This is a genomic window from Nonomuraea sp. NPDC048892, from assembly GCF_040649735.1.
Lineage (GTDB): Bacteria > Actinomycetota > Actinomycetes > Streptosporangiales > Streptosporangiaceae > Nonomuraea > Nonomuraea maheshkhaliensis.
Genome location: NZ_JBEZFZ010000010.1, coordinates 215,167 through 232,895, shown reverse-complemented (window position 1 = coordinate 232,895; position 17,729 = coordinate 215,167). Strand labels below are relative to the sequence as shown.

The following is a 17,729-nucleotide window of genomic DNA, read 5'->3' as shown; positions in this document are numbered from 1 at the left end:
CGGGGCACGCGAAGCGCCGCCGTGTCCGGGCGTCCCCGCGCCGCCGGGCGGGTGCCGGTCCCGGACGAGGGGCGTCACTAAGATCGCGGGCATGCGAGTCTTCATCTCGATCGACATGGAAGGAGTCGCGGGCGTCGCGACCCTTGATCAGGCCGTACGCGGCGGCACCGGCTACGTGCACGCCCAGCGGCTGATGACCGCCGAGGCCGACGCCGCCATTAGGGGCGCGTTCGACGCCGGCGCCGATGAGGTCGTGGTCAACGACAGCCACGGCAGCATGGACAACCTGCTCCACGCCGAGCTGGACCCGCGCGCCCAAGTCGTGACCGGCTCGCCCAAACCGCTGGCCATGATGCAGGGCATCACGGAAGGCGACGCGGTCGCCCTGCTCGTCGGCTACCACGCGGCGGCGGGCGAGCAGGGCGTGCTGGCGCACAGCTTCTCCGGCGCCTTCCGCGAGATCCGGGTGAACGGCGCGCCGGTCGGCGAGCTTGAGGTCAACGCCCTTCACGCGGCGGCGCTGGGCGTGCCCGTAGGGCTGGTCACCGGTGACGACCTGGTCTGCGCCGCAGCGGCCAAGGCGCTGCCCGGGGTGCTGACCGTGCCGGTGAAACGGGCGGCGGGCTTCCACGCGGCGACCTCCACGCACCCGTCGGTGGCCGCCGAGCGCATCAGGTCCGCCGCCCGCGACGCCGTGGCCGGTCACGCCGGGCTGGAGTGCCCGCCGGTGCCGGACGATATGCGTGTCGAGATCGAGTTCACCACCCCGCTGGCCTGCGACTACGCCATGTACGTGCCCGAAGCGCGGCGCCTCGGCGGCCTGGGGCTCGTCCGCGAGGTCGGCAGCACCGAGGACCTGATCCGGCTGATCTCCGCCTGCCTGCACCTGTCGGCGAACGCGACCAGGGACACCGCCGCCGTGGTGGCCCGGCGGTGACCCCCCAGGCGTGGGCCCCGCCACGCGTAAGATCTGCTCAATGGGATGGGAGACACTCAAGCGGTGGGGCGCGGACGCCGCCCGCGTCGAGCCGCTCACCGGTGGGGTCGCCAACGACGTGTGGAGTGTGCGCGTCGGTGGGCGGTTCGCGGTCGGACGGCTCGGCGGCAGGAGCGACGCCGACCTCGCGTGGGAGACCGAGCTGCTCCGCTACCTCGACCGTGAGGGCTTGACCGTGCCGGTGCCGATCCCCACGGCGGACGGCCGGCTGTTCGCGGACGGCCTGGTGGTGATGACGTACGTGGAGGGCGTCCCACCGGAGACCGAGGATGACTGGCGGCGCGCGGCCGAGACGCTGCGCCGGCTGCACGAGCTGACGCGGGGCTGGCCGCAACGCCCGGGCTGGCGGTCGTCGGCCGACCTCCTGCACGCCGAGACCGGGACGAAGGTCGACCTCCGCGCGATGCCCGCAGAAGGCGTCGCCCGGTGCCGGGCGGCGTGGGCGCGGCTCGCCGGGCGTGAGACGTGCGTCGTCCACGGCGACTCCAACAACCTGGGCAACGTCCGGGTGACCGCCGATCGGGTCGCGCTGATCGACTGGGACGAGGCGCACGTCGACGTTCCCGAGCTCGACCTGGTGCTGCCCGGCAACGCCGCCGGCCTGGACGACGGCGCGTACGACGTCGCCGCGCAGGCGTCGGCCGCGTGGGAGGCCGCCGTCTGCTGGGACGACGAGTACGCGGTCAAGCGGCTCGCCGAAGTCCGGGCCATCTGAGAGTCACCCGGCGGCCTTGCGGCTGAGGTCTTCCCAGGCCCGGTACGCCGCCACCCGCTCCTCCAGACCGGCCAGCACCATGTCGTACGACGCGCTGCCCACGACGAGCCGGCGCGGCGGATCCGCCAGCCCCGCCAGCTCCATGATCACCGGCGCAGCCGTGCTCGGCGCGGGCCCGGCCTCGTCGCCCCACATTTCGATCAGCTGGTCGCGCAGCCCCTGGTAGTGCGGCAAGGGGTCGGTCGTCGTCGTGCCGGTCGTGAACAGGGCGGTGTCGTAGCCGCCCATCTGGACGATGGTGAGCTTGACGCCGAACTGCTCCGCCTCCATGGCCACTGCCTCGGAGATCGAGTCGAGCGCCGACTTGCCGGCCGCGTACAGGCCGGTCATGGGGAAGCCGCCGCCCGTGCCCATCGTCGTGACCTGGAGAATGCGGCCACCGCCCTGGGCGCGCAGGTGCGGCAGCACAGCTTGGGTGACCCAGAGCGCGCCGAACACGTTGACCGCGAAATGAGCCCTGATCTGCTCTTCCGTCACCTCCTCCACCATGCCGAGCAGCATGGCGCCGGCATTGTTGACCACGACGTCGAGCCGGCCGAAGGCCGCGACCGCCTTGTCCACGCCCTCGAACACGGCCGCCCGGTCGGACACGTCGAGCGGGAGCCGTACCAGACGGTCCGGATGCTCGGCGGCCAGGTCGGCGAGCGGCTCGATGTTCCGCGCCGCCGCGATGACCCGATCCCCCGCCTCCAGAGCGGCTTCCGTGAACGCCCGGCCCAGGCCGCGCGACGCACCGGTGATGAACCACACTCGGCTCATTGCAATCCCCTTTATGCAGATTCGTCGTCGAACGAGACAAGACGTTACGTCTCGTCTTGCCACATTGTCAAGACGGTACGTCTCGTCTCGCCGACGTGATAGGATCCCGGCCATGGTGAAGCAGCCCGACCCCGCCCGCCGCAGTGAGCGCTCCCGGCAGGCCATCCTCGCCGCCGCCCGCGAGCTGATCTCCGAGGTGGGCTACGCCAAGCTGACCATCGAGGCCATCGCGGCCCGCGCCGGCGTGGGCAAGCAGACCATCTACCGCTGGTGGCCCTCCAAGGGCGCGGTCGTCCTCGACGCCTTCCTCGCCCTCAGCGAGGCCGGTCCCGAGGGCAGCATGGCGCTGCCCGACACCGGCGACGTGGCGGCCGACCTCAGGGCGGTGATGCGGGCGACGGTGGCCGAGTTTGCCGACCCGGCGTTCGAGGGGCCGATCCGCGCGCTCAACGCCGAGATCATCAACGATCCTGCGCTGGCCGCCCAGTATCGCGAGAAGCTGGCCGGCCCGGTGGACGAGGCCAAGAAGGACCGGCTGCGCAGCGCGCAGCGGGCCGGGCAGCTCGCCGCCGACGCCGATCTCGACCTGGCCCTTGAGCTGCTGTACGCCCCCCTCTACCAGCGCTGGCTGCTGCGCACGGGACCGCTCACCCCTGACTACGCCGACGCCCTGGTCGAAGCCTTCCTCAGGGCTATGCGCCCGGCCGGCTGACTCAGGCCGGGCGGACGCAGAAGGGGTGTCCTGCCGGGCTCGCGTACACCCCGGCCGGGCTCAGCCGCGTGCCGCCGGCGGCACGCACCCGCTCGTCCGCACCCGCCACGTCGTCCGTGGCGAGATCGACGTGCAACTGCTGGGAAATGCCGTCCGGCCAGCGCGGCGGAACGTGCCCGGGGGCGTGCTGGATCACGATCACGGGGAAGCCGTCGATCTGCAGGAAGTGGTGCGTCGCCGTCCGCGTGACCGTGCCGCCGAGCAGCCGGTGCCAGAACGAGCTCTCGCCCTCCAGATCCGCGGCGTCCACGACGAGTGACAGAAGGCTGAAGGTCATGATGCTCTCCTCGATGCGATGCGGATAGGGCGGTTCAGACGACGGGGATGATGCCGCCGTCCACCCGGTACTGGGCTCCGGTGAGCCAGCGGCCACGGTCCGAGGCGAGGAACGCGATCAGCTCCGCGACGTCCTCGGGCCGGCCGGGCCGCCCCATCGGGACCTTCAGGTGCTCCACGAGCCGCCGCTGCATCTCCTCGACGCTCACTCCCTGGCTGTCGGCCATGTGCCGCAGATGGTCGGCCGCGCCCTCGGTCACGACGAACCCCGGCAGGACGCACACCACGCGCACGCCGTGCGGGCCCACCGCCGTCGCCAGCTCGCGGCTGTAGGCGTTGAGCGCCGCCTTCGACGCCGCGTACGACGCCTCGTCGGGCTGGGGGATGTGGCTGGCGATGGAGGAGACGTGCACCACGACGCCGGAGCCGCGCTCGACCATCCCGGGCACCAGGATCCGGTCCAGCCGGACCGCGCTGAGCAGGTTGATCTCCAGGTCGGCCAGCCACGACGCGTCGGACCGCTCCAGGGTCGGCGCCGGCCCGGCCGTCGCTCCGGCGTTGTCGACCAGGACGTCGACGCCTCCGGCGCGCTCCACCACGCGCCGGCCGAGCTCCTCCACCCCCTCCTCGGAGCGCAGGTCTGCGGGGATGAAGGTGGCGGGCAGGTCGTCAGGAGGCGCGGTACGCGAGGCCGTCAGGACGGTGGCGCCGGCCCCGGCGAAGCGGCGAGCCGTGGCCAGCCCGAGCCCCCGGCTCGCGCCGGTCACCAGCACGCGCAGGCCGGCCGGCTCTTCGTGATCGATCGTCATGGGTATGACCCCCTCAATAAGGTGAATCGGACTCCGGAAACTCTACACATATACTGAACCGGACTCACCTTAGGGAGGACCATTGCCGTCACCACGCCCGCTGCGCGCCGACGCCCGCCGCAACCGCGAAGCGCTCCTGGCCGCGGCACGGGAGGCGTTCCTCGCCGACGACGACGCCCACGTGGAGGAGATCGCCCGCCGCGCCGGCGTGGCCGTCGGCACGCTGTACCGCCACTTCGACACGCGCGAGGCGCTGGTCGCCGAGGTCTACCGCCAGGAGGTCGCCGACCTCTGCGCCACCCCCGCCCGGTTGCTCGCCGAGCACGCTCCCGACGAGGCCCTGCGCGCCTTCCTCCTGCTGCTCGTGGAGCACGCGGCGGTGAGCAGGGGGATGGGCGAGGCGCTGGAGAGCATCATGGCGACCGACTCGCCGGTCTTCGACGACGCGCGCGAGGAGATGGCCCGCGCCCTCGACGACCTCCTCGCCGCCGGAGTCGCGGCCGGCCTGCTCCGCGACGGCGTCACCGGGCGCGTCCTGCTGCGCGGCCTCGGCGGCATCTGCTCGATGCGCGCCAACGGCTGGCAGGAGGACGCGATCCGCATCGCCACGATCCTGCACGACGGCCTGCGCCACGGCGCGGCGTCCGCCGGGTCGCACCCGTGACACAACGATGACACGGCGCTGACGAGGCGGGGACACCGGCGGCCGACAGTGGTGGAGGCCCGGTCCCGCGTGACGGGACCGGCGCTCCCCCGTGCCACTGAGGAAGGCTGATCGATCGTGACTGAACGCGTGCGCGTGGCTGTGCTGGCGGGCGGGCCGTCCGCCGAGCACGAGGTTTCGCTGCAGTCGGCGCAGGCGGTGCTGGACGCTCTGCCGAGAGACCTGTACGAGCCCGTCGCCGTCATCATCGACCGGCAGGGCAGATGGCCCGCGCACTTCGGCCGCGACCAGGCGGACGTGGTCTTCCCCGTGCTGCACGGGCCGTTCGGCGAGGACGGCGTCGTCCAGGGCCACCTGGAGACGCTCGGCCTCCCGTACGTGGGCTGCGGCGTCCTGGCCTCGGCCGTGGCCATGAACAAGGTCGCGATGCGGCGCGCGTTCCTCGCCGAGGGCATCCGGGTGCCCCCTTACGTGTGGTTCACCGAGCACGAATGGCGGGCCACCACCGACCCGTGGGGCCTGGTGAAGCCGCTCGACTGGCCGATGTACGTCAAACCGGCCGGCCTGGGCTCCTCCATCGGCATCTCCCGGGTCACCACCATGGACGAGCTGCGCGCGGGCGTGGAACTGGCGCTCACCCACGACCGGACGGTCGTCGTCGAGCAGGAGGTACGCGCCCGCGAGCTCATCTGCGGCGTGCTCGGCGACCACGACACCCCGGACGCCTCGGTGCCCGGCGAGCTCATCGTGCCCGGCGCCTGGCTGGACTACGAGGCCAAATACCTCAGCCAGGCCGAGATCGCCACCATCCCCGCCGAGCTGCCGGAGCGGGTGGCCGAGGACGTACGCGAGCTGTCCCTGCGCGCCTTCCGGGCCATCGACGGCTACGGCCTGGCCAGGGCCGACTTCCTCTACGAGGAGGACACCGGCCACATCCATCTGCTGGAGATCAACACCATGCCCGGCTTCACGGCCCGTTCCGTCTACGCCAGGGCGTGGGCCGCGAGCGGCGTCCCGTACCCGGAGCTGCTGCGCCGCCTCATCGACCTCGCGTTCGCCAGGAGCGGCTCGTGATCCCCATGACGCTGGAGGAGATCGCGCAGGTCGTCGGCGCGGCCCCGTACGACGTGGACAATCCGGGGGCGCTGGTGACGGCGCCGGCGGCGGTCGACTCGCGCGAGGTGGTCCCCGGCGGCCTCTTCGCCGCGACGGCCGGCGCCCGGGTGGACGGGCACGACTACGCGGGCGTCGCCGTCGCGGCCGGCGCGGTCGCCGTGCTCGCCTCCAGGCCCGTCGGCGTGCCCGCGCTGGTGGTCGAGGACGTCCAGGTCGCGCTCGGCCTGCTGGCCAGGCACGTGCTCGGCCGCATCGGCCCGGTCGTGATCGGCCTGACCGGCTCGGTGGGCAAGACCACCACCAAGGACCTGCTGGCCCAGGTGCTCGAACGGCACGCGGCGACGGTCGCCACCGACCGCTCGTTCAACAACGAGCTCGGGCTGCCGCTCACCGTGCTGCGGGCCGACGCCGGCACCCGCTACCTGGTGCTGGAGATGGGCGCGGGCCGCAAGGGCGACCTGACGTACCTGACCGGCATCGCGCCGCCCCTGGTCGGGCTGGTGCTCAACGTCGGCAGCGCGCACGTCGAGCGCATGGGAGCGGGGCCCGCCGACATCGCCGAGGCCAAGGGCGAGCTGGTCGCGGCCCTGCCGGCGGACGGGTTCGCGCTGCTCAACGCCGACGACCCGTACGTCATGGGCATGGCGGGCCGCACGAAGGCCCAGATCGTGCGCTTCGGCCGGTCGCCGCAGGCGCCGGTGCGGGCCGAGGACGTGCGGCCGGCCGGGCGCGGGCGGACCGCGTTCGAGCTGGTGGCGCCCTCCGGCCGGGCCCCCGTCGAGCTCGACCTCATCGGCGAGCACCAGGTGGGCAACGCCGTGGCGGCCGCCGCCGTCGCGACCGTGCTCGGGCTGGACGCGCGCGAGATCGCCGCCGGGCTGAACGCGGCCCGGCGGCGCTCGTCCGGCCGGCTGGAGATCGTCGAACGGGCCGACGGCGTCACCGTCGTCGACGACGCCTACAACGCCAGCCCCGAATCCATGCGGGCCGGGCTGCACGCGGCCAGGGCCCTGGCCGGGAACCGGCGCAGCGTCGCCGTGCTCGGCGCGATGGGGCAGCAGGCGGACGTCTCCCGCGCCCGGCACGCCGAGATCGGCCGGCTCGTCGCCGAACTCGGCTACGACCTGCTGATCGCGGTCGGATCGGGAGATCCGGTCGCGCTGGCCGGTGAGGCGGCCGCCGCGAGCCGGAACGTGTCCGTCCACGCCGTCGAGGACGTGGCCGGGGCGATCACGCTGGCCACGGCCCTGATCCAGCCGGGAGACGTGGTGTTCGTCAAGGCGTCCAGCGAGGTCGGCCTCGGGGCCTGCGCCCGCGCGCTGGTCGGCATCTGACCGCCCGCACCGAGCCCCATCATGCACACGAGAGCGAAACGGAGTTCCATGCGCGCCATCGGCCTCATCGGCGGGTTGAGCTGGGAATCGACGGTGATCTACTACCAGATCATAAACCAGCGGGTACGCGAGCGGCTCGGCGGCAGTCACTCCGCCGACAGCCTCATCTGGTCGGTCGACTACACCACCGTCGAGAACCTCATCTTCGCCGACCGCTGGGACGAGGTGAGCGCGCTGCTGACCGAGGCGGGCGGGAAACTGGAGCGGCTCGGCGCCGAGGTCCTGCTCATCTGCAGCAACACCTTCAGCCGGGTGAGCGACGACGTGGCGCGGGCCGCGACCGTGCCCGTGCTGCACATCGCCGACGCCGTGGGCGCCGAGGTGCGTACCAGGGGGATGCGCAAGGTCGGCCTGCTGGGCACGCGCTTCACCATGGAGCAGCCCTTCTACCGCGATCGGCTGGCCGCGCACGGCTTCGACGTGGTCGTACCGGGGCGGGAGCAGCGCGAACTCGTCCATCGCGTGATCTTCGAGGAGCTGGTGCGCGGGGTGCTGCGGGAGCCGTCCAGGGAGGCGTACGCCCGGATCGTCGCCGACCTGGCGGACGACGGTGCCGAGGCCGTCATTCTCGGCTGCACGGAGATCGAGCTGCTGATCGGCGAGAAGGACACCCCCGTCCCTGTGCTGCCGAGCGCCCGGCTGCACGCGGAGGCCGCGGCCGCCTTCGCCCTCGCCGGATCCGCGCTTGATGAGCCCGGCTCCGGCCCACTAGCCTGATCGCCGTTCTGCCGGAACGGCGGGCGGACGATCGCGCCACTCCGCCATGAGAGCTCGGGGGCCGACCGACGATGAGCGCGGAAGAGGACTTCAAGCAGGTCGGCGCGGAGCTGGCCGACCTGGGGGTACGGATCTCCCGGATGATGGGCCGGCCCGCGCTCAAGGATCAGGCGGGGAAGGTGTTCGCGAGCCTGCAGCGCGACGGGGCGATGGTGTTCCGGCTGGTCAGGGAGACGCCCGAACACGCGGCCGCGCTGCGGCTGGCCGGGGCGTGCCTGTTCGACCCCTCGGGGCAGGGCAGGGAGATGAAGGACTGGGTGGTCGTGCCGCACACCTCGGCCGGGCGGTGGACGGACCTGGCCGAGGCCGCCCTCAGCCGCCCCCGCTGATCAGCAGGCGGGCCGGCACCCGAGCGCTGGAGTACCCCGCCGGACCCGGAACTAATGTCAGCCGGCTCAGCTACGGTGATCCGCCATGGATGATCATTTCCCGCCGGCCGAGGACGTCCTGATCCTCCCCGAGCACCTGCGCCGAGACCTGCACCTGCGACGGGGCGGTGCGCTGCCCGCCGCCGGGCTGCTCCGCACGCACCTCAAGGCCCATCCTGAGCTGTCCGGTCCGGCCCCGGCGCCGCGGGTTCCTGACGCGCCGCCTCGGACGTCCCGGCGGTGCTGACCGCGCCGGGCCGGGCGCCCCGGCTGCCCGCTTACGCCGAGCCCGACGTCCTGCCGCAGGTGCTGCTCAAGGGCGGCGGCCTGGCCCTGCCCGCCGCCGCGACCAGGCGGCTCGTCGCGCTGGCCCAGAAGCAGGACGAGTCGCTGGACGCGGTGCGCGACGCCTGCGACCGGCGTTCGCTGGCCGATCTGGGCTGGGCGCTGTTCTTGCACGGCGACGCCTGGGCGCTGTCCGCGCTGGGCCTGTTCGGCGACGACCGGTCGGCAGGTCCCAGTACCGCGTTCCTGGCCCGGCGACGATCGGCCGGGACGGTGGCGGGCCGGACAGCAGGCCCGCGAGAGGTACGGCGGCGGCCGTCAGCACCAGCCCGGCGACCGCGATCGGCAGCAGGCGCCGTACCCGTGAGCCCGCCACCCGCCGCAGCGCCGACCGGCACAACCACCAGGTGAGGCCCGCCAGCACCGACGCGGCCACGGCGAGCGCCACGTACCGGTTGCCACTCGCTGCGGCCGCCGCCCACAGCGCGCCAAGCCCCGCCCCGAGCCCGACCGGAACCGTCAGGACGATGAGCAGCCCGGCCGCTACCTTCGCTCCCGCTCCCGCGCGCCCGCTGCCCGCTGAACGGCCCGGCTCACCGCTCGAATCGCTCATGTCAGATCAACGTCTGATCGTGTCGTTTTTCTCCGCTGCGCTGCGGAGCGGTCGGACATCGGTCGGGCACCGTCAGCGGCCGGCGGCGGCCTCCGCGCGTTCGGCCAGCGTCCGTTCGGACAGGGCGCGGGCCAGGTCCACCACGATGGCGCGGCGGCGCGCGATGGCCCGCTCCTGGTCCGCCTCATCCAGGATGAGGCGGCGCAGTTGCGGCACGGAGAAGTTCCACGCCACCAGGCCCAGGATGGTGAACAGCCAGTCCTGGGCCGTCTCCCGGTCCTCCAGGCCCGCCTCCAGCAGGTGGTCCACGTTCCCGCGGTAGAACTGCAGGCGTTCCTCTCCGCCCTCGATCCGGTCGCCGTCGGTCTCCAGGGACTCCCACAGCAGCAGGCGGATCAGCTCCGGATGCTCGGCGTACCAGTCGAACAGCAGCCCCACCGACTCGGGCAGCGTGCGGGGGTCGAGGTTCACCGCGTGGCAGATCTCGTCCATCTTGGCCCGTACGACCAGGCCGAACAGCTTCTCCTTGCCGCCGAAGTAGAGGTAGATCGCCTGCTTGTTGGCCTGCGCGGCGGCGGCGATGCGGTCGATCCGCGCGCCGGCCAGCCCGTGCTCGGCGAACTCGGCGGTGGCGGCCTGAAAGATCCGCTGCCGGGTCGCCTCCGCGTCGTATCTCATACCGGCAATTAAACCATCCAGTTGACTTTTTCGCCTCCTCGCGGGACAGTCTAAACCAACCAGATGGTTTATTTCTGAAAGGGACCACCATGACCACGACCACGCTCGCCCCCATGCCGACCGGCTCTCCCCTGCCCACGGCGCTGGAAGGCCGTACTGTGATGATCATCGGAGGCAGCTCCGGCATCGGCCTGGCCGCCGGCGCGCTGCTGACCTCGGTCGGAGCCCGGGTCGCGCTGGTCGCGCGCGACCCGGGCCGCCTGGAGGCCGCACTCGACCACCTACGCGCGACGCCCGGCGCCTCCGCGCTCGGGATCTCCGCCGACGGCAACGACGAGAGCGAGGTGGAACGGGCGCTCGACCAGGTGGGCGAGGTGGACCACGTCCTGGTGACGGCAGGTTCCATCGCCGGCGGAGCACTGCTGGACACGCCGCGCGAGCAGGTCGGCGAGGCCGTGGACGGACGCATCTGGGGCTCGTACGGCGTCGCCCGCGCCGCCGCCCCCCGCCTGCCCGCCGGCGGTTCGATCACCTTCACCTCGGGCCTCTACCTGGTACGCCCCGTCCCCGGAGCGTCCGCGAGCATCGCCGGCATCGGCGCGGTGGAGGCGCTGACCAAGGCGCTGGCGGTGGAGCTGGCGCCGCGGCGGCTGCGGGTCAACGCCGTCCGCTACGGGGCGATCGACACGCCGCTGTCGCGTGCGGTGATGGGGCTGGCCGACGACGCGGCGGTGGCGGCCGCCGGGCAGGGACTGCTGATCGGCCGGCTCGGCACGGCGCAGGAGGCGGCCTCGGCGGCGCTGTTCATCATGGCGAACAACCTCATCACGGGCACGGTGCTCTCCGTCGACGGCGGCCAGGCCCTGGTGTGAGCCCTGCGACCGCCGACGGATCCCCCGACGAACCCGCCGGCGTATCCGCTGACGGGTCCGCCGTCGGCGAATCAGCCGCGCACCCGCGCGCCCTCACGGCAGATTGAGCTGCCAGGAGACGCCGAAGCGGTCGTTGACCCAGCCGAAGCGGGTGCTGAAACCATAGGAGCCGAGCGGCATCAGCGCCTGCCCGCCCTCGACGAGCGCGCCGTACAGCCGTTCCAGCTCCTCCTCGCTGCCGCACGTGACGTAGAGCGACATCGACGGCGTGAACTCGAAGTCGTGCTTGACGTTGCTGTCGATGCACATGTGCTCCTGGCCCGCCAGGGTGAAGCGGGCGAGCTTGATCGAGCCCTCCTTGCCCTGCTCGCCAGGGCCGTAGTGCTCGGCATGCACGACCTTGGCGTCGTCGAAGAGCGAGACGTAGAAGTTCATCGCCTCCTCCGCGTCGCCCTTCTGGAACATGAGGAAGGGGGTCACCTTCTGCTGCGGCGGCGCGGGCGGCTCCTCCTCGGGGGCGTAGAAGGCGGTCGTCATGGCGACGGCGGCGGCGACCTCGCCGGCCGGCGCGCCCGCCGCCCGGTGGGCCTCACCCCAGGCCTGGCAGCTGCCGGTGATGTAGGCGCGGCCCTCCTCGGTCTTGTGGAAGGTGGCCTCGTCGACCCGCTCGCCGCCGCGCAGGTGGAGGGCCAGGCCGAGCAGCGCCAGGTCCCAGCCGACGCCGACCGCGCCGGGGCCGAACTGTCCCCAGAACTCCGGCGGAACCTCGGCCGTGTGCCGCAGTTCGAGCTCGGTGCCGCCGTCCTTGCCGGTCAGGCGCACCTCGACCTCGGAGAAGCCGGGGTCGGGGCCGAAGAGCCAGCTGACCCTCAGCAGGCTGGGCGGCTCACATTGCAGGATCTCGCCGCCGGCGTTGCCCTCCAGCTGGTACGTGCCGCCCAGCCGCAGATCGCCGCTGACGGGCAGGAACCAGCGGGAGAGCCGCTCGCCGTCGGTGCACGCCTGCCAGACGTCCTCGATCTCGGCGTCGTAGTGGCGCCGCAGCACCACGACCTTGCGTTCGCCGTCGAGCAGTTCCCTGTGCGCCTGGGTGAGCTCGTCGATGATCTTTTTCACTTGTCCTCCGTATCGTCTTTCCTGCGGCGTTCTCGCCTGCCGCGGGCCAGCTCCGTCGCCAGGGCGTCCAGGCGCTGGTCCCAGAACCCGCGGAAGCGTTCCAGCCAGAGATCGACCTCCTGCAGCGGGCCCGGTTCGACGGCGTAGAGCCGCCGGGTGCCCTCGGCCCGCACACTGGCGAACCCGTTGTCGCGCAGCACCCGCAGGTGCTGGGAGACGGCCGGCTGGGAGATCCCGAACTCGCGCTGGATGACAGCGGTCACCTCGCCGGAGCTCTGCTCGCCGTCGGCGAGCAGCTCCAGGATCCGGCGACGCACCGGATCTCCGAGAACGTCGAAAGCGTGCACGACCAGAGTATTTCAGTACAGCCTTATATAAGTCAATCCTTAGTCATCGAGGCCGCGGGCGCTCAGCGCCTCCCCCAGCGCGTCGGCGTGCCGCAGCGAACCCACCACCAGCGGCACCGCGAACGCCCGCACGCTGCGCTCGACGCCCCTGGCCCGCTGTGCCTCCCTGACGCGAGTGGCCAGCTCCGCCACCACCGGCACGCTGCGTATGGTCAGCGACAGCAGCAACGACAGCCGGAACGGGTCCAGCCCGACGAACCTGGCCGGCGACAGGCAGCGCTCCAGCGCCGCCATCATGGCCGAGGCGCGGGTGGTGAGCGTCACCAGCCCGGCCAGCGCCACCGCCAGCACCACCCGCAGCACCGTGGACAGCGCCCCCTGCAGATCGACGAACACCCACTGCATCCCGAACAGCGCCACCGCGAACCAGCGCACCGGCTTGACCTGCGCCCACGCCGCCGCCGGGCCCACCCGCGACAGCACGTACAGGCCCGCCACCACGACCGCCGCCACCCCCAGCGCCGGCGGCGAGCCCAGCAGCACCAGCACCGTGCACGCCACGGCCAGCCCGGCCAGCTTGACGCCGGCCGGGAGGCGATGCAGCGGCGAGGAGCCGGGGACGTACGCGCCGAGCAGGCCGTTCACGCCATCAGTTTCCGGTAGAAGGAGATGGCCTCGTCGGGGGCGCCGTCGGCGACGACGCGGCCCTCGTCGATCACCAGCACCCGGTCGAAGCCCGCCAGCAGCGGCAGGTCATGCGTCACCACCAGCACCTGCTGCGGCATCTCGCGCAGCAGGGCGGCGACCTGGCGGGAGTGGCGCAGGTCCAGCAGCGTGGTCGGCTCGTCCATGACCAGGATCCGCGGCTCCAGCACCATGACCGAGCACAGCGCCAGCAACTGCTTCTGGCCTCCCGACAGGTGGTGCGCGGGATGGTCGGCGTGGCCGGCCAGGCCGTAACGGCCGAGGACCTCGTGCACACGCTGCTCGACCTCCGCGCGCGGCAGCTTGCTGCGGCGCAGGGAGAAGGCCACGTCCTCGGCCACGGTGGGCATCACGATCTGCGCGTCGGGGTCGGTGAAGACGAACCCGACGCCGCGCCGGATCCGCGGGCCGTGGCGGCGGGTGTCCAGCCCGAGCACGGTGACGCTGCCGGACGTCGGCACGGCCAGGCCGTTGATCAGGCGGGCCAGCGTGCTCTTGCCCGAGCCGTTGGCCCCGACCACGCCGACACGGCTCTCGGACAGGGAGGCGGTCACGCCACGCAGCACGTCGCGCTCACCCAGGCGAACGTGCACGTCGGCGAAGTCGATACTCATCTCAGACCACCTCTGACGGGGCGGCCATCAACGCGATGCCCGCCGTCGGAACCGGCAGGCGCCCGTGCGACGCTCACCTCACCACCTCGGACGGACCCCGCAGGCGCCGGTGCGGTGCCCACCTCACACCACCTCGAACAGCGCGGCCACGCCCAGCCCGCCGCCGACCGCGGCCGCCGCCAGGCCGAGCGTTCCCGAGGAGGCGCCGGCGCGTACGAGCCTGGAGAACAGCCTGGTCACCACGACCGCGCCGGTCGCGCCCCACGGATGGCCCAGCGCCAGCGCCCCGCCGTCAGGGCACACCCGCTCGTCGTCGGCGCCCAGCGGATCCAGCCCGAGCGCGTCGGTGACCGCGAGCACCTGCGCCGCGAACGCCTCCACGATCTCCACCGCCGCGACCCGTTCCACATCCACCCCCGTACGCTCCAGCACCCGCCTGATCGCGGGCACCGCCCCCCAGCCGGGCAGCGCGGGATCGCACCCGACGACGGCTCCGGCCAGCAGCCGCATCCCCGGCAGGCCTCCGCGCGACCGTTCCGGCACGAGGGCCACGGCGGCGGCGCCGTCGCTGACCGGGGAGGAATTGCCGGCCGTCACTGTACCGTCAGAAACGAAAGCCGCAGGCAGCCGGGCCAGCGACGCCGCCCGCAGCGGGCGCGGGCGCTGGTCATCCGACCGGCCGCCGATCGGGACGATCTCCCCGTCGAACCGCCCGGCCGCGCGGGCGGCCAGGGCGCGGGCGTGGCTGCGGCAGGCGTAGGCGTCCTGCCGTTCGCGGCTGATGCCGCGAGCCGCCGCCAGCGCCTCCGCCGCCGGGCCCATGTCCGGGTCCGGACGGCCGTCGGGGACGAAGGGCGCCCGCTCGTACGGCTCCGCCGCGCCCCTGAACGTGCGCAGCGGCGCGGTCGAGGCGCTTTCGGCCCCGCCGGCGATCACCAGGTCCATCTCCCCCGCGCGTACGGCCTGCCCGGCCAGCAGGATCGCGGCCAGGCCGCTGCCGCACTGCCGGTCCACGGTGAGCCCCGGCACCTCGTGCCCCAGGCCGGCGGCCAGCGCCGAGATCCTGGCCACGTTGCCGCCGGGCCCCATGCAGTTGCCGAGCACGACGTCATCCACCCGCCGCCCGGCCAGGTTTTCAGCTAGGTCCCCGGTCACGTCCGGGGCCGGGTCTCCAGTCACGTCCGCGACCACTGCCGCGATCACCGGTGCGGCCAGCCGGTCGACGCTCAGCTCCCGGTACGCGTGCCCGGCCGTGCCGATCGGCGTGCGCCGGGCCGCCACCACCACAGGTGTGTCGTCGCCCATGTCAGACCAGCCGCCGCAACCCGTCGCCCGGCTGACCCGCCAGCTCGGCGGCGAGCAGCGCCTCCACCTGGGCCCGGGCCGGCTTGCCCGTGCCGGTGCGGGGCAGATTCGGCACCGCGTACCAGCGTCGGGGCCGCTGGGCGACGTCCAGCCGTCCCCGGGCGGTGGCCTCAAGGAGCGCACGTGGAGGCGGCGGCGCGGCCTCGATGATCGCCGTCACCACGGCGCCCAGGGACGGGTGCGGCGAGCCGACCACCACGATGTCGCCCACGCCCGGCACCTTGCGCAGCACCTCTTCGACGTCCTCGGGCACAACGGTCGCGCCGCCGGTCTGGATCGCGCCGCCGCCACGCCCGCGCACCCGCAGCACCTCTCCTTCCCGGTACGGCTCCGCGACGTCGCCCACGCTCACCCAGCCGGCCCCGTCCCGCCGCAACGGCCCGGCCACGCCGCCCAAGTACCCTTCGGCCAGCCACGGCGACCGCACCCAAACCTCACCCAGCCGGCCCTCCGCGAGACCTTCAATCCGCCGGACGTCGATCTCCACGCCGGGAAAAGGACGCAACCCGCCACCATCGGCGTCCACCGCCACGAACGACAACTCGGTAGCCCCGTAGTACGCCACCACCCGCACCCCGGCCCGCATTGCCGCCGCCCGGACGTCAGGGTCGAGTGCCGCGCCGCCGACCACGGTCGTACGCAGGGAGCCGGGCCGGTCGAGCACGTCCGGCAGCCGGTGCGGCACCAGGTGCACGACGGTGGCCTCGTCCAGGAGGGCGTCCAGCGACCCGCCGGGCCAGCGGCCGGGCACCACCGCCGTCGCGCCGGCGGCCAGGGCGTGCAGGGCGGCGAAGGAGTAAAGAGAAGAGAGCAGCGGCCCCGGCACCAGCACCACGTCGTCAGGCCCGATGCCGGTCAGGTCGTTCAGGTGCGGGTAGGAGGCGGTCCACGACGCCCGGCTGCGTACAACCGCCCGGGGCCGGCCGGTGCTGCCGGAGCTGAAACACGCCCACGCCCGATCCCCAGGCCGGGGCTCATGCACCACAGGAGCGCCGGCCACGTACGGCAGAGGCTCGTTCACCAGGAACGGAGCCTCCGAGCCTGCGGCGCCCGCCCAGCGCCCGGCGTCCCACGTGGGGTCGCCCACCAGGGGCGTGGCCCCCGCCAGGTCGGCCGCCAGCGCGGCGACGAGCAGCTCGACCGGATCGGCCAGGCCGATCCCGACGAGCGCGCCGGGACCCGCGCCCCGGTCCAGCAGGTGGCGGGCGGCGCCGTTGATCTTGTCGGCGAGCTCCTGGTACGTCAGCTCGCTCAGGGGGCCGCGCATCGCGAGCCGGGAAGGGCGCTCGGCGGCGTGCGACATCACATATTGCGCTACGGGCATGGAAGGGTCAACGCCCCCCGGCGCGGAGTCGTTCCTGGTGCACGGCCGGCACCGCGTCCGGATAGGCCCGCTGCACCCCTCTGGCCACGACGGCGGCCAGCACCACCTTGATCAGGTCACCCGGCAGGAAGACCAGCGTGAGCTGCGCCGCACTCACCAGCGAGACCCCGGTGACCAGCGCCTGAACGGGAATGCCGAACAGGTAGACCACGCCCATGCCGCCCACCAGGCACGCCGTGAGCAGCGGGACGAGGCCGGGGCGTCGGCCCGCCCGCTCGACCAGCCAGCCGGTCACCGCCGCGCCCGGAATCCACCCGATCAGGAACCCCGCCGACGGCGCGGTGAAGACGGCCAGCCCGCCCCGCCCACCGGCCAGCAGCGGCAGCCCCGCCGCGACCAGCACCAGCAGCACCACCACGGCCAGCGCCGCCCGCCACGAGCCGAGGATCGTGCCCGCCAGCATCACGCCGAGCGTCTGCAGCGTGATCGGGACCACGTTGCCGAAGACGTTCAGTGTGCCGGGCAGGCCGAGGACCGCGATCAGCGCCGCGAACACCGCCACCCTCGCCAGGTCCCCCGTGGGGAACCGGCGCTGCTTTCCTGCATTCGTCATGGGGTCGATCCCACACCACAACGGTCACGCGGGGGCATGGAGGTATCCCACAACAATCCCGCCGATCATCTGCGAGGATCGATACCGCCTCCCCCCGGGTGCGTCAGCCGCCTGGAGCAGCGCCCACGGAGGGCTCGGTGAGCAGCGCGGCCGCCCAGAGGAACACCTTCGGATCGCCGAGACCCGAGCGGGTCAGCCATTGAGCGGCCCGGCGCGCGTCCTGCTCGTCCTGGATCAGCCCGTTGGGGCCCGGCCGGACCCCGGTGGCCTGGCGAACCACGGTGACGAGCCCCCCATGCAGGTCCAGGTGTGCCAGTTTCCGACGTCGAAGCCGACCAGTTCGAAACCCAGTCGCCTCTCGCCGGGGCCGGGGAAGTTCTCACGCCGGTCAACCCGTTCGTGGAGGCAGCCGTCCCAGCCTCTGCCGGCGATGTCGGCCAGGAGAACCAGTGGTCCCAGCCACCGGGATCCACCGGCACCAGGTCCGCGA

The 17,729-nt window shown here is 73.1% G+C and carries 23 protein-coding genes; 11 read left to right on the top strand and 12 right to left on the bottom strand.

Features of this window, described 5'->3' with window-relative positions; all coding sequences use genetic code 11:
- Positions 1-91 precede the first annotated feature (91 nt).
- Both AB0C28_RS31015 and AB0C28_RS31010 read left to right on the top strand, forming a co-directional pair.
- Positions 92-937 (top strand): M55 family metallopeptidase, encoded by an 846-nt coding sequence (locus AB0C28_RS31015; RefSeq protein WP_358079474.1) that lies wholly within the window; start codon positions 92-94, stop codon positions 935-937.
- Positions 938-977: 40 nt separating this feature from the next.
- Entirely contained in the window at positions 978-1,712 is a 735-nt protein-coding gene (locus AB0C28_RS31010) for a phosphotransferase (RefSeq protein WP_357860949.1), read from the top strand.
- 3 nt (positions 1,713-1,715) lie between these two features.
- On the opposite strand, the gene AB0C28_RS31005 is transcribed toward AB0C28_RS31010, so the two are convergent.
- On the bottom strand, positions 1,716-2,531 hold the full coding sequence (locus tag AB0C28_RS31005) for an SDR family NAD(P)-dependent oxidoreductase (RefSeq protein WP_358079472.1): 816 nt from the start codon (positions 2,529-2,531) through the stop codon (positions 1,716-1,718).
- A 112-nt stretch (positions 2,532-2,643) separates the two neighbouring features.
- On the opposite strand from AB0C28_RS31005, the gene AB0C28_RS31000 reads away from it, so the two are divergent.
- On the top strand, positions 2,644-3,243 hold the full coding sequence (locus AB0C28_RS31000) for a TetR/AcrR family transcriptional regulator (RefSeq protein WP_358079470.1): 600 nt from the start codon (positions 2,644-2,646) through the stop codon (positions 3,241-3,243).
- Position 3,244: 1 nt separating this feature from the next.
- Here AB0C28_RS31000 and AB0C28_RS30995 read toward each other — a convergent pair whose 3' ends face one another.
- Both AB0C28_RS30995 and AB0C28_RS30990 read right to left on the bottom strand, forming a co-directional pair.
- A complete protein-coding gene (locus AB0C28_RS30995; protein ID WP_358079468.1) occupies positions 3,245-3,580 on the bottom strand; it encodes a VOC family protein in 336 nt (111 codons plus the stop codon).
- 34 nt (positions 3,581-3,614) lie between these two features.
- Positions 3,615-4,388 (bottom strand): oxidoreductase, encoded by a 774-nt coding sequence (locus tag AB0C28_RS30990; RefSeq protein ID WP_358079466.1) that lies wholly within the window; start codon positions 4,386-4,388, stop codon positions 3,615-3,617.
- A gap of 82 nt (positions 4,389-4,470) precedes the next feature.
- Here AB0C28_RS30990 and AB0C28_RS30985 point away from each other — a divergent pair, with 82 nt between their 5' ends.
- From AB0C28_RS30985 to AB0C28_RS30955, 7 genes are all read left to right on the top strand, one after another.
- Positions 4,471-5,052 (top strand): TetR/AcrR family transcriptional regulator, encoded by a 582-nt coding sequence (locus AB0C28_RS30985; protein WP_357860964.1) that lies wholly within the window; start codon positions 4,471-4,473, stop codon positions 5,050-5,052.
- Between the two features lie 117 nt (positions 5,053-5,169).
- On the top strand, positions 5,170-6,126 hold the full coding sequence (locus AB0C28_RS30980) for a D-alanine--D-alanine ligase family protein (RefSeq protein WP_357860967.1): 957 nt from the start codon (positions 5,170-5,172) through the stop codon (positions 6,124-6,126).
- Positions 6,127-6,131: 5 nt separating this feature from the next.
- Positions 6,132-7,502, top strand: coding sequence for a UDP-N-acetylmuramoyl-tripeptide--D-alanyl-D-alanine ligase (murF, locus tag AB0C28_RS30975; protein WP_358079573.1), 1,371 nt, complete (start codon positions 6,132-6,134; stop codon positions 7,500-7,502).
- A 48-nt stretch (positions 7,503-7,550) separates the two neighbouring features.
- Positions 7,551-8,279, top strand: coding sequence for an aspartate/glutamate racemase family protein (locus tag AB0C28_RS30970; RefSeq protein WP_358079464.1), 729 nt, complete (start codon positions 7,551-7,553; stop codon positions 8,277-8,279).
- Positions 8,280-8,350: 71 nt separating this feature from the next.
- A complete protein-coding gene (locus AB0C28_RS30965; protein WP_357860973.1) occupies positions 8,351-8,668 on the top strand; it encodes a hypothetical protein in 318 nt (105 codons plus the stop codon).
- Between the two features lie 85 nt (positions 8,669-8,753).
- On the top strand, positions 8,754-8,954 hold the full coding sequence (locus tag AB0C28_RS30960) for a hypothetical protein (RefSeq protein ID WP_358079462.1): 201 nt from the start codon (positions 8,754-8,756) through the stop codon (positions 8,952-8,954).
- Complete coding sequence (locus AB0C28_RS30955) at positions 8,948-9,403, top strand: hypothetical protein (protein ID WP_358079460.1); 456 nt, start codon at positions 8,948-8,950, stop codon at positions 9,401-9,403. The genes AB0C28_RS30960 and AB0C28_RS30955 overlap by 7 nt, the downstream gene beginning before the upstream one ends.
- A 274-nt stretch (positions 9,404-9,677) precedes the next feature.
- Here the strand turns inward: AB0C28_RS30955 and AB0C28_RS30950 are convergent, their stop codons facing one another.
- On the bottom strand, positions 9,678-10,283 hold the full coding sequence (locus tag AB0C28_RS30950) for a TetR family transcriptional regulator (protein ID WP_357860979.1): 606 nt from the start codon (positions 10,281-10,283) through the stop codon (positions 9,678-9,680).
- Positions 10,284-10,372: 89 nt separating this feature from the next.
- Between AB0C28_RS30950 and AB0C28_RS30945 the strand changes: the two genes are divergently transcribed.
- Complete coding sequence (locus tag AB0C28_RS30945; RefSeq protein WP_357860982.1) at positions 10,373-11,155, top strand: SDR family oxidoreductase; 783 nt, start codon at positions 10,373-10,375, stop codon at positions 11,153-11,155.
- A gap of 93 nt (positions 11,156-11,248) precedes the next feature.
- Here the strand turns inward: AB0C28_RS30945 and AB0C28_RS30940 are convergent, their stop codons facing one another.
- The 8 genes from AB0C28_RS30940 to AB0C28_RS30905 form a co-directional block, all read right to left on the bottom strand.
- On the bottom strand, positions 11,249-12,271 hold the full coding sequence (locus AB0C28_RS30940) for a VOC family protein (RefSeq protein WP_357860985.1): 1,023 nt from the start codon (positions 12,269-12,271) through the stop codon (positions 11,249-11,251).
- On the bottom strand, positions 12,268-12,618 hold the full coding sequence (locus tag AB0C28_RS30935; RefSeq protein WP_358079458.1) for a metalloregulator ArsR/SmtB family transcription factor: 351 nt from the start codon (positions 12,616-12,618) through the stop codon (positions 12,268-12,270). Before AB0C28_RS30935 ends, AB0C28_RS30940 begins: the two co-directional genes overlap by 4 nt.
- A 39-nt stretch (positions 12,619-12,657) precedes the next feature.
- A complete protein-coding gene (locus AB0C28_RS30930; RefSeq protein WP_357860992.1) occupies positions 12,658-13,263 on the bottom strand; it encodes an energy-coupling factor transporter transmembrane protein EcfT in 606 nt (201 codons plus the stop codon).
- Complete coding sequence (locus AB0C28_RS30925) at positions 13,260-13,937, bottom strand: ABC transporter ATP-binding protein (protein ID WP_358079456.1); 678 nt, start codon at positions 13,935-13,937, stop codon at positions 13,260-13,262. Before AB0C28_RS30925 ends, AB0C28_RS30930 begins: the two co-directional genes overlap by 4 nt.
- Positions 13,938-14,060: 123 nt before the next feature.
- Positions 14,061-15,242: a thiolase family protein gene (locus AB0C28_RS30920; protein WP_358079454.1), complete on the bottom strand. Its 1,182-nt coding sequence runs from the start codon at positions 15,240-15,242 to the stop codon at positions 14,061-14,063.
- Between the two features lies 1 nt (position 15,243).
- On the bottom strand, positions 15,244-16,626 hold the full coding sequence (locus AB0C28_RS30915) for a class I adenylate-forming enzyme family protein (protein WP_358079452.1): 1,383 nt from the start codon (positions 16,624-16,626) through the stop codon (positions 15,244-15,246).
- A 7-nt stretch (positions 16,627-16,633) separates the two neighbouring features.
- Complete coding sequence (locus AB0C28_RS30910) at positions 16,634-17,239, bottom strand: biotin transporter BioY (RefSeq protein ID WP_357861001.1); 606 nt, start codon at positions 17,237-17,239, stop codon at positions 16,634-16,636.
- A 103-nt stretch (positions 17,240-17,342) separates the two neighbouring features.
- Positions 17,343-17,519, bottom strand: coding sequence for a hypothetical protein (locus AB0C28_RS30905; protein ID WP_358079450.1), 177 nt, complete (start codon positions 17,517-17,519; stop codon positions 17,343-17,345).
- Between the last annotated feature and the right edge of the window lie 210 nt (positions 17,520-17,729).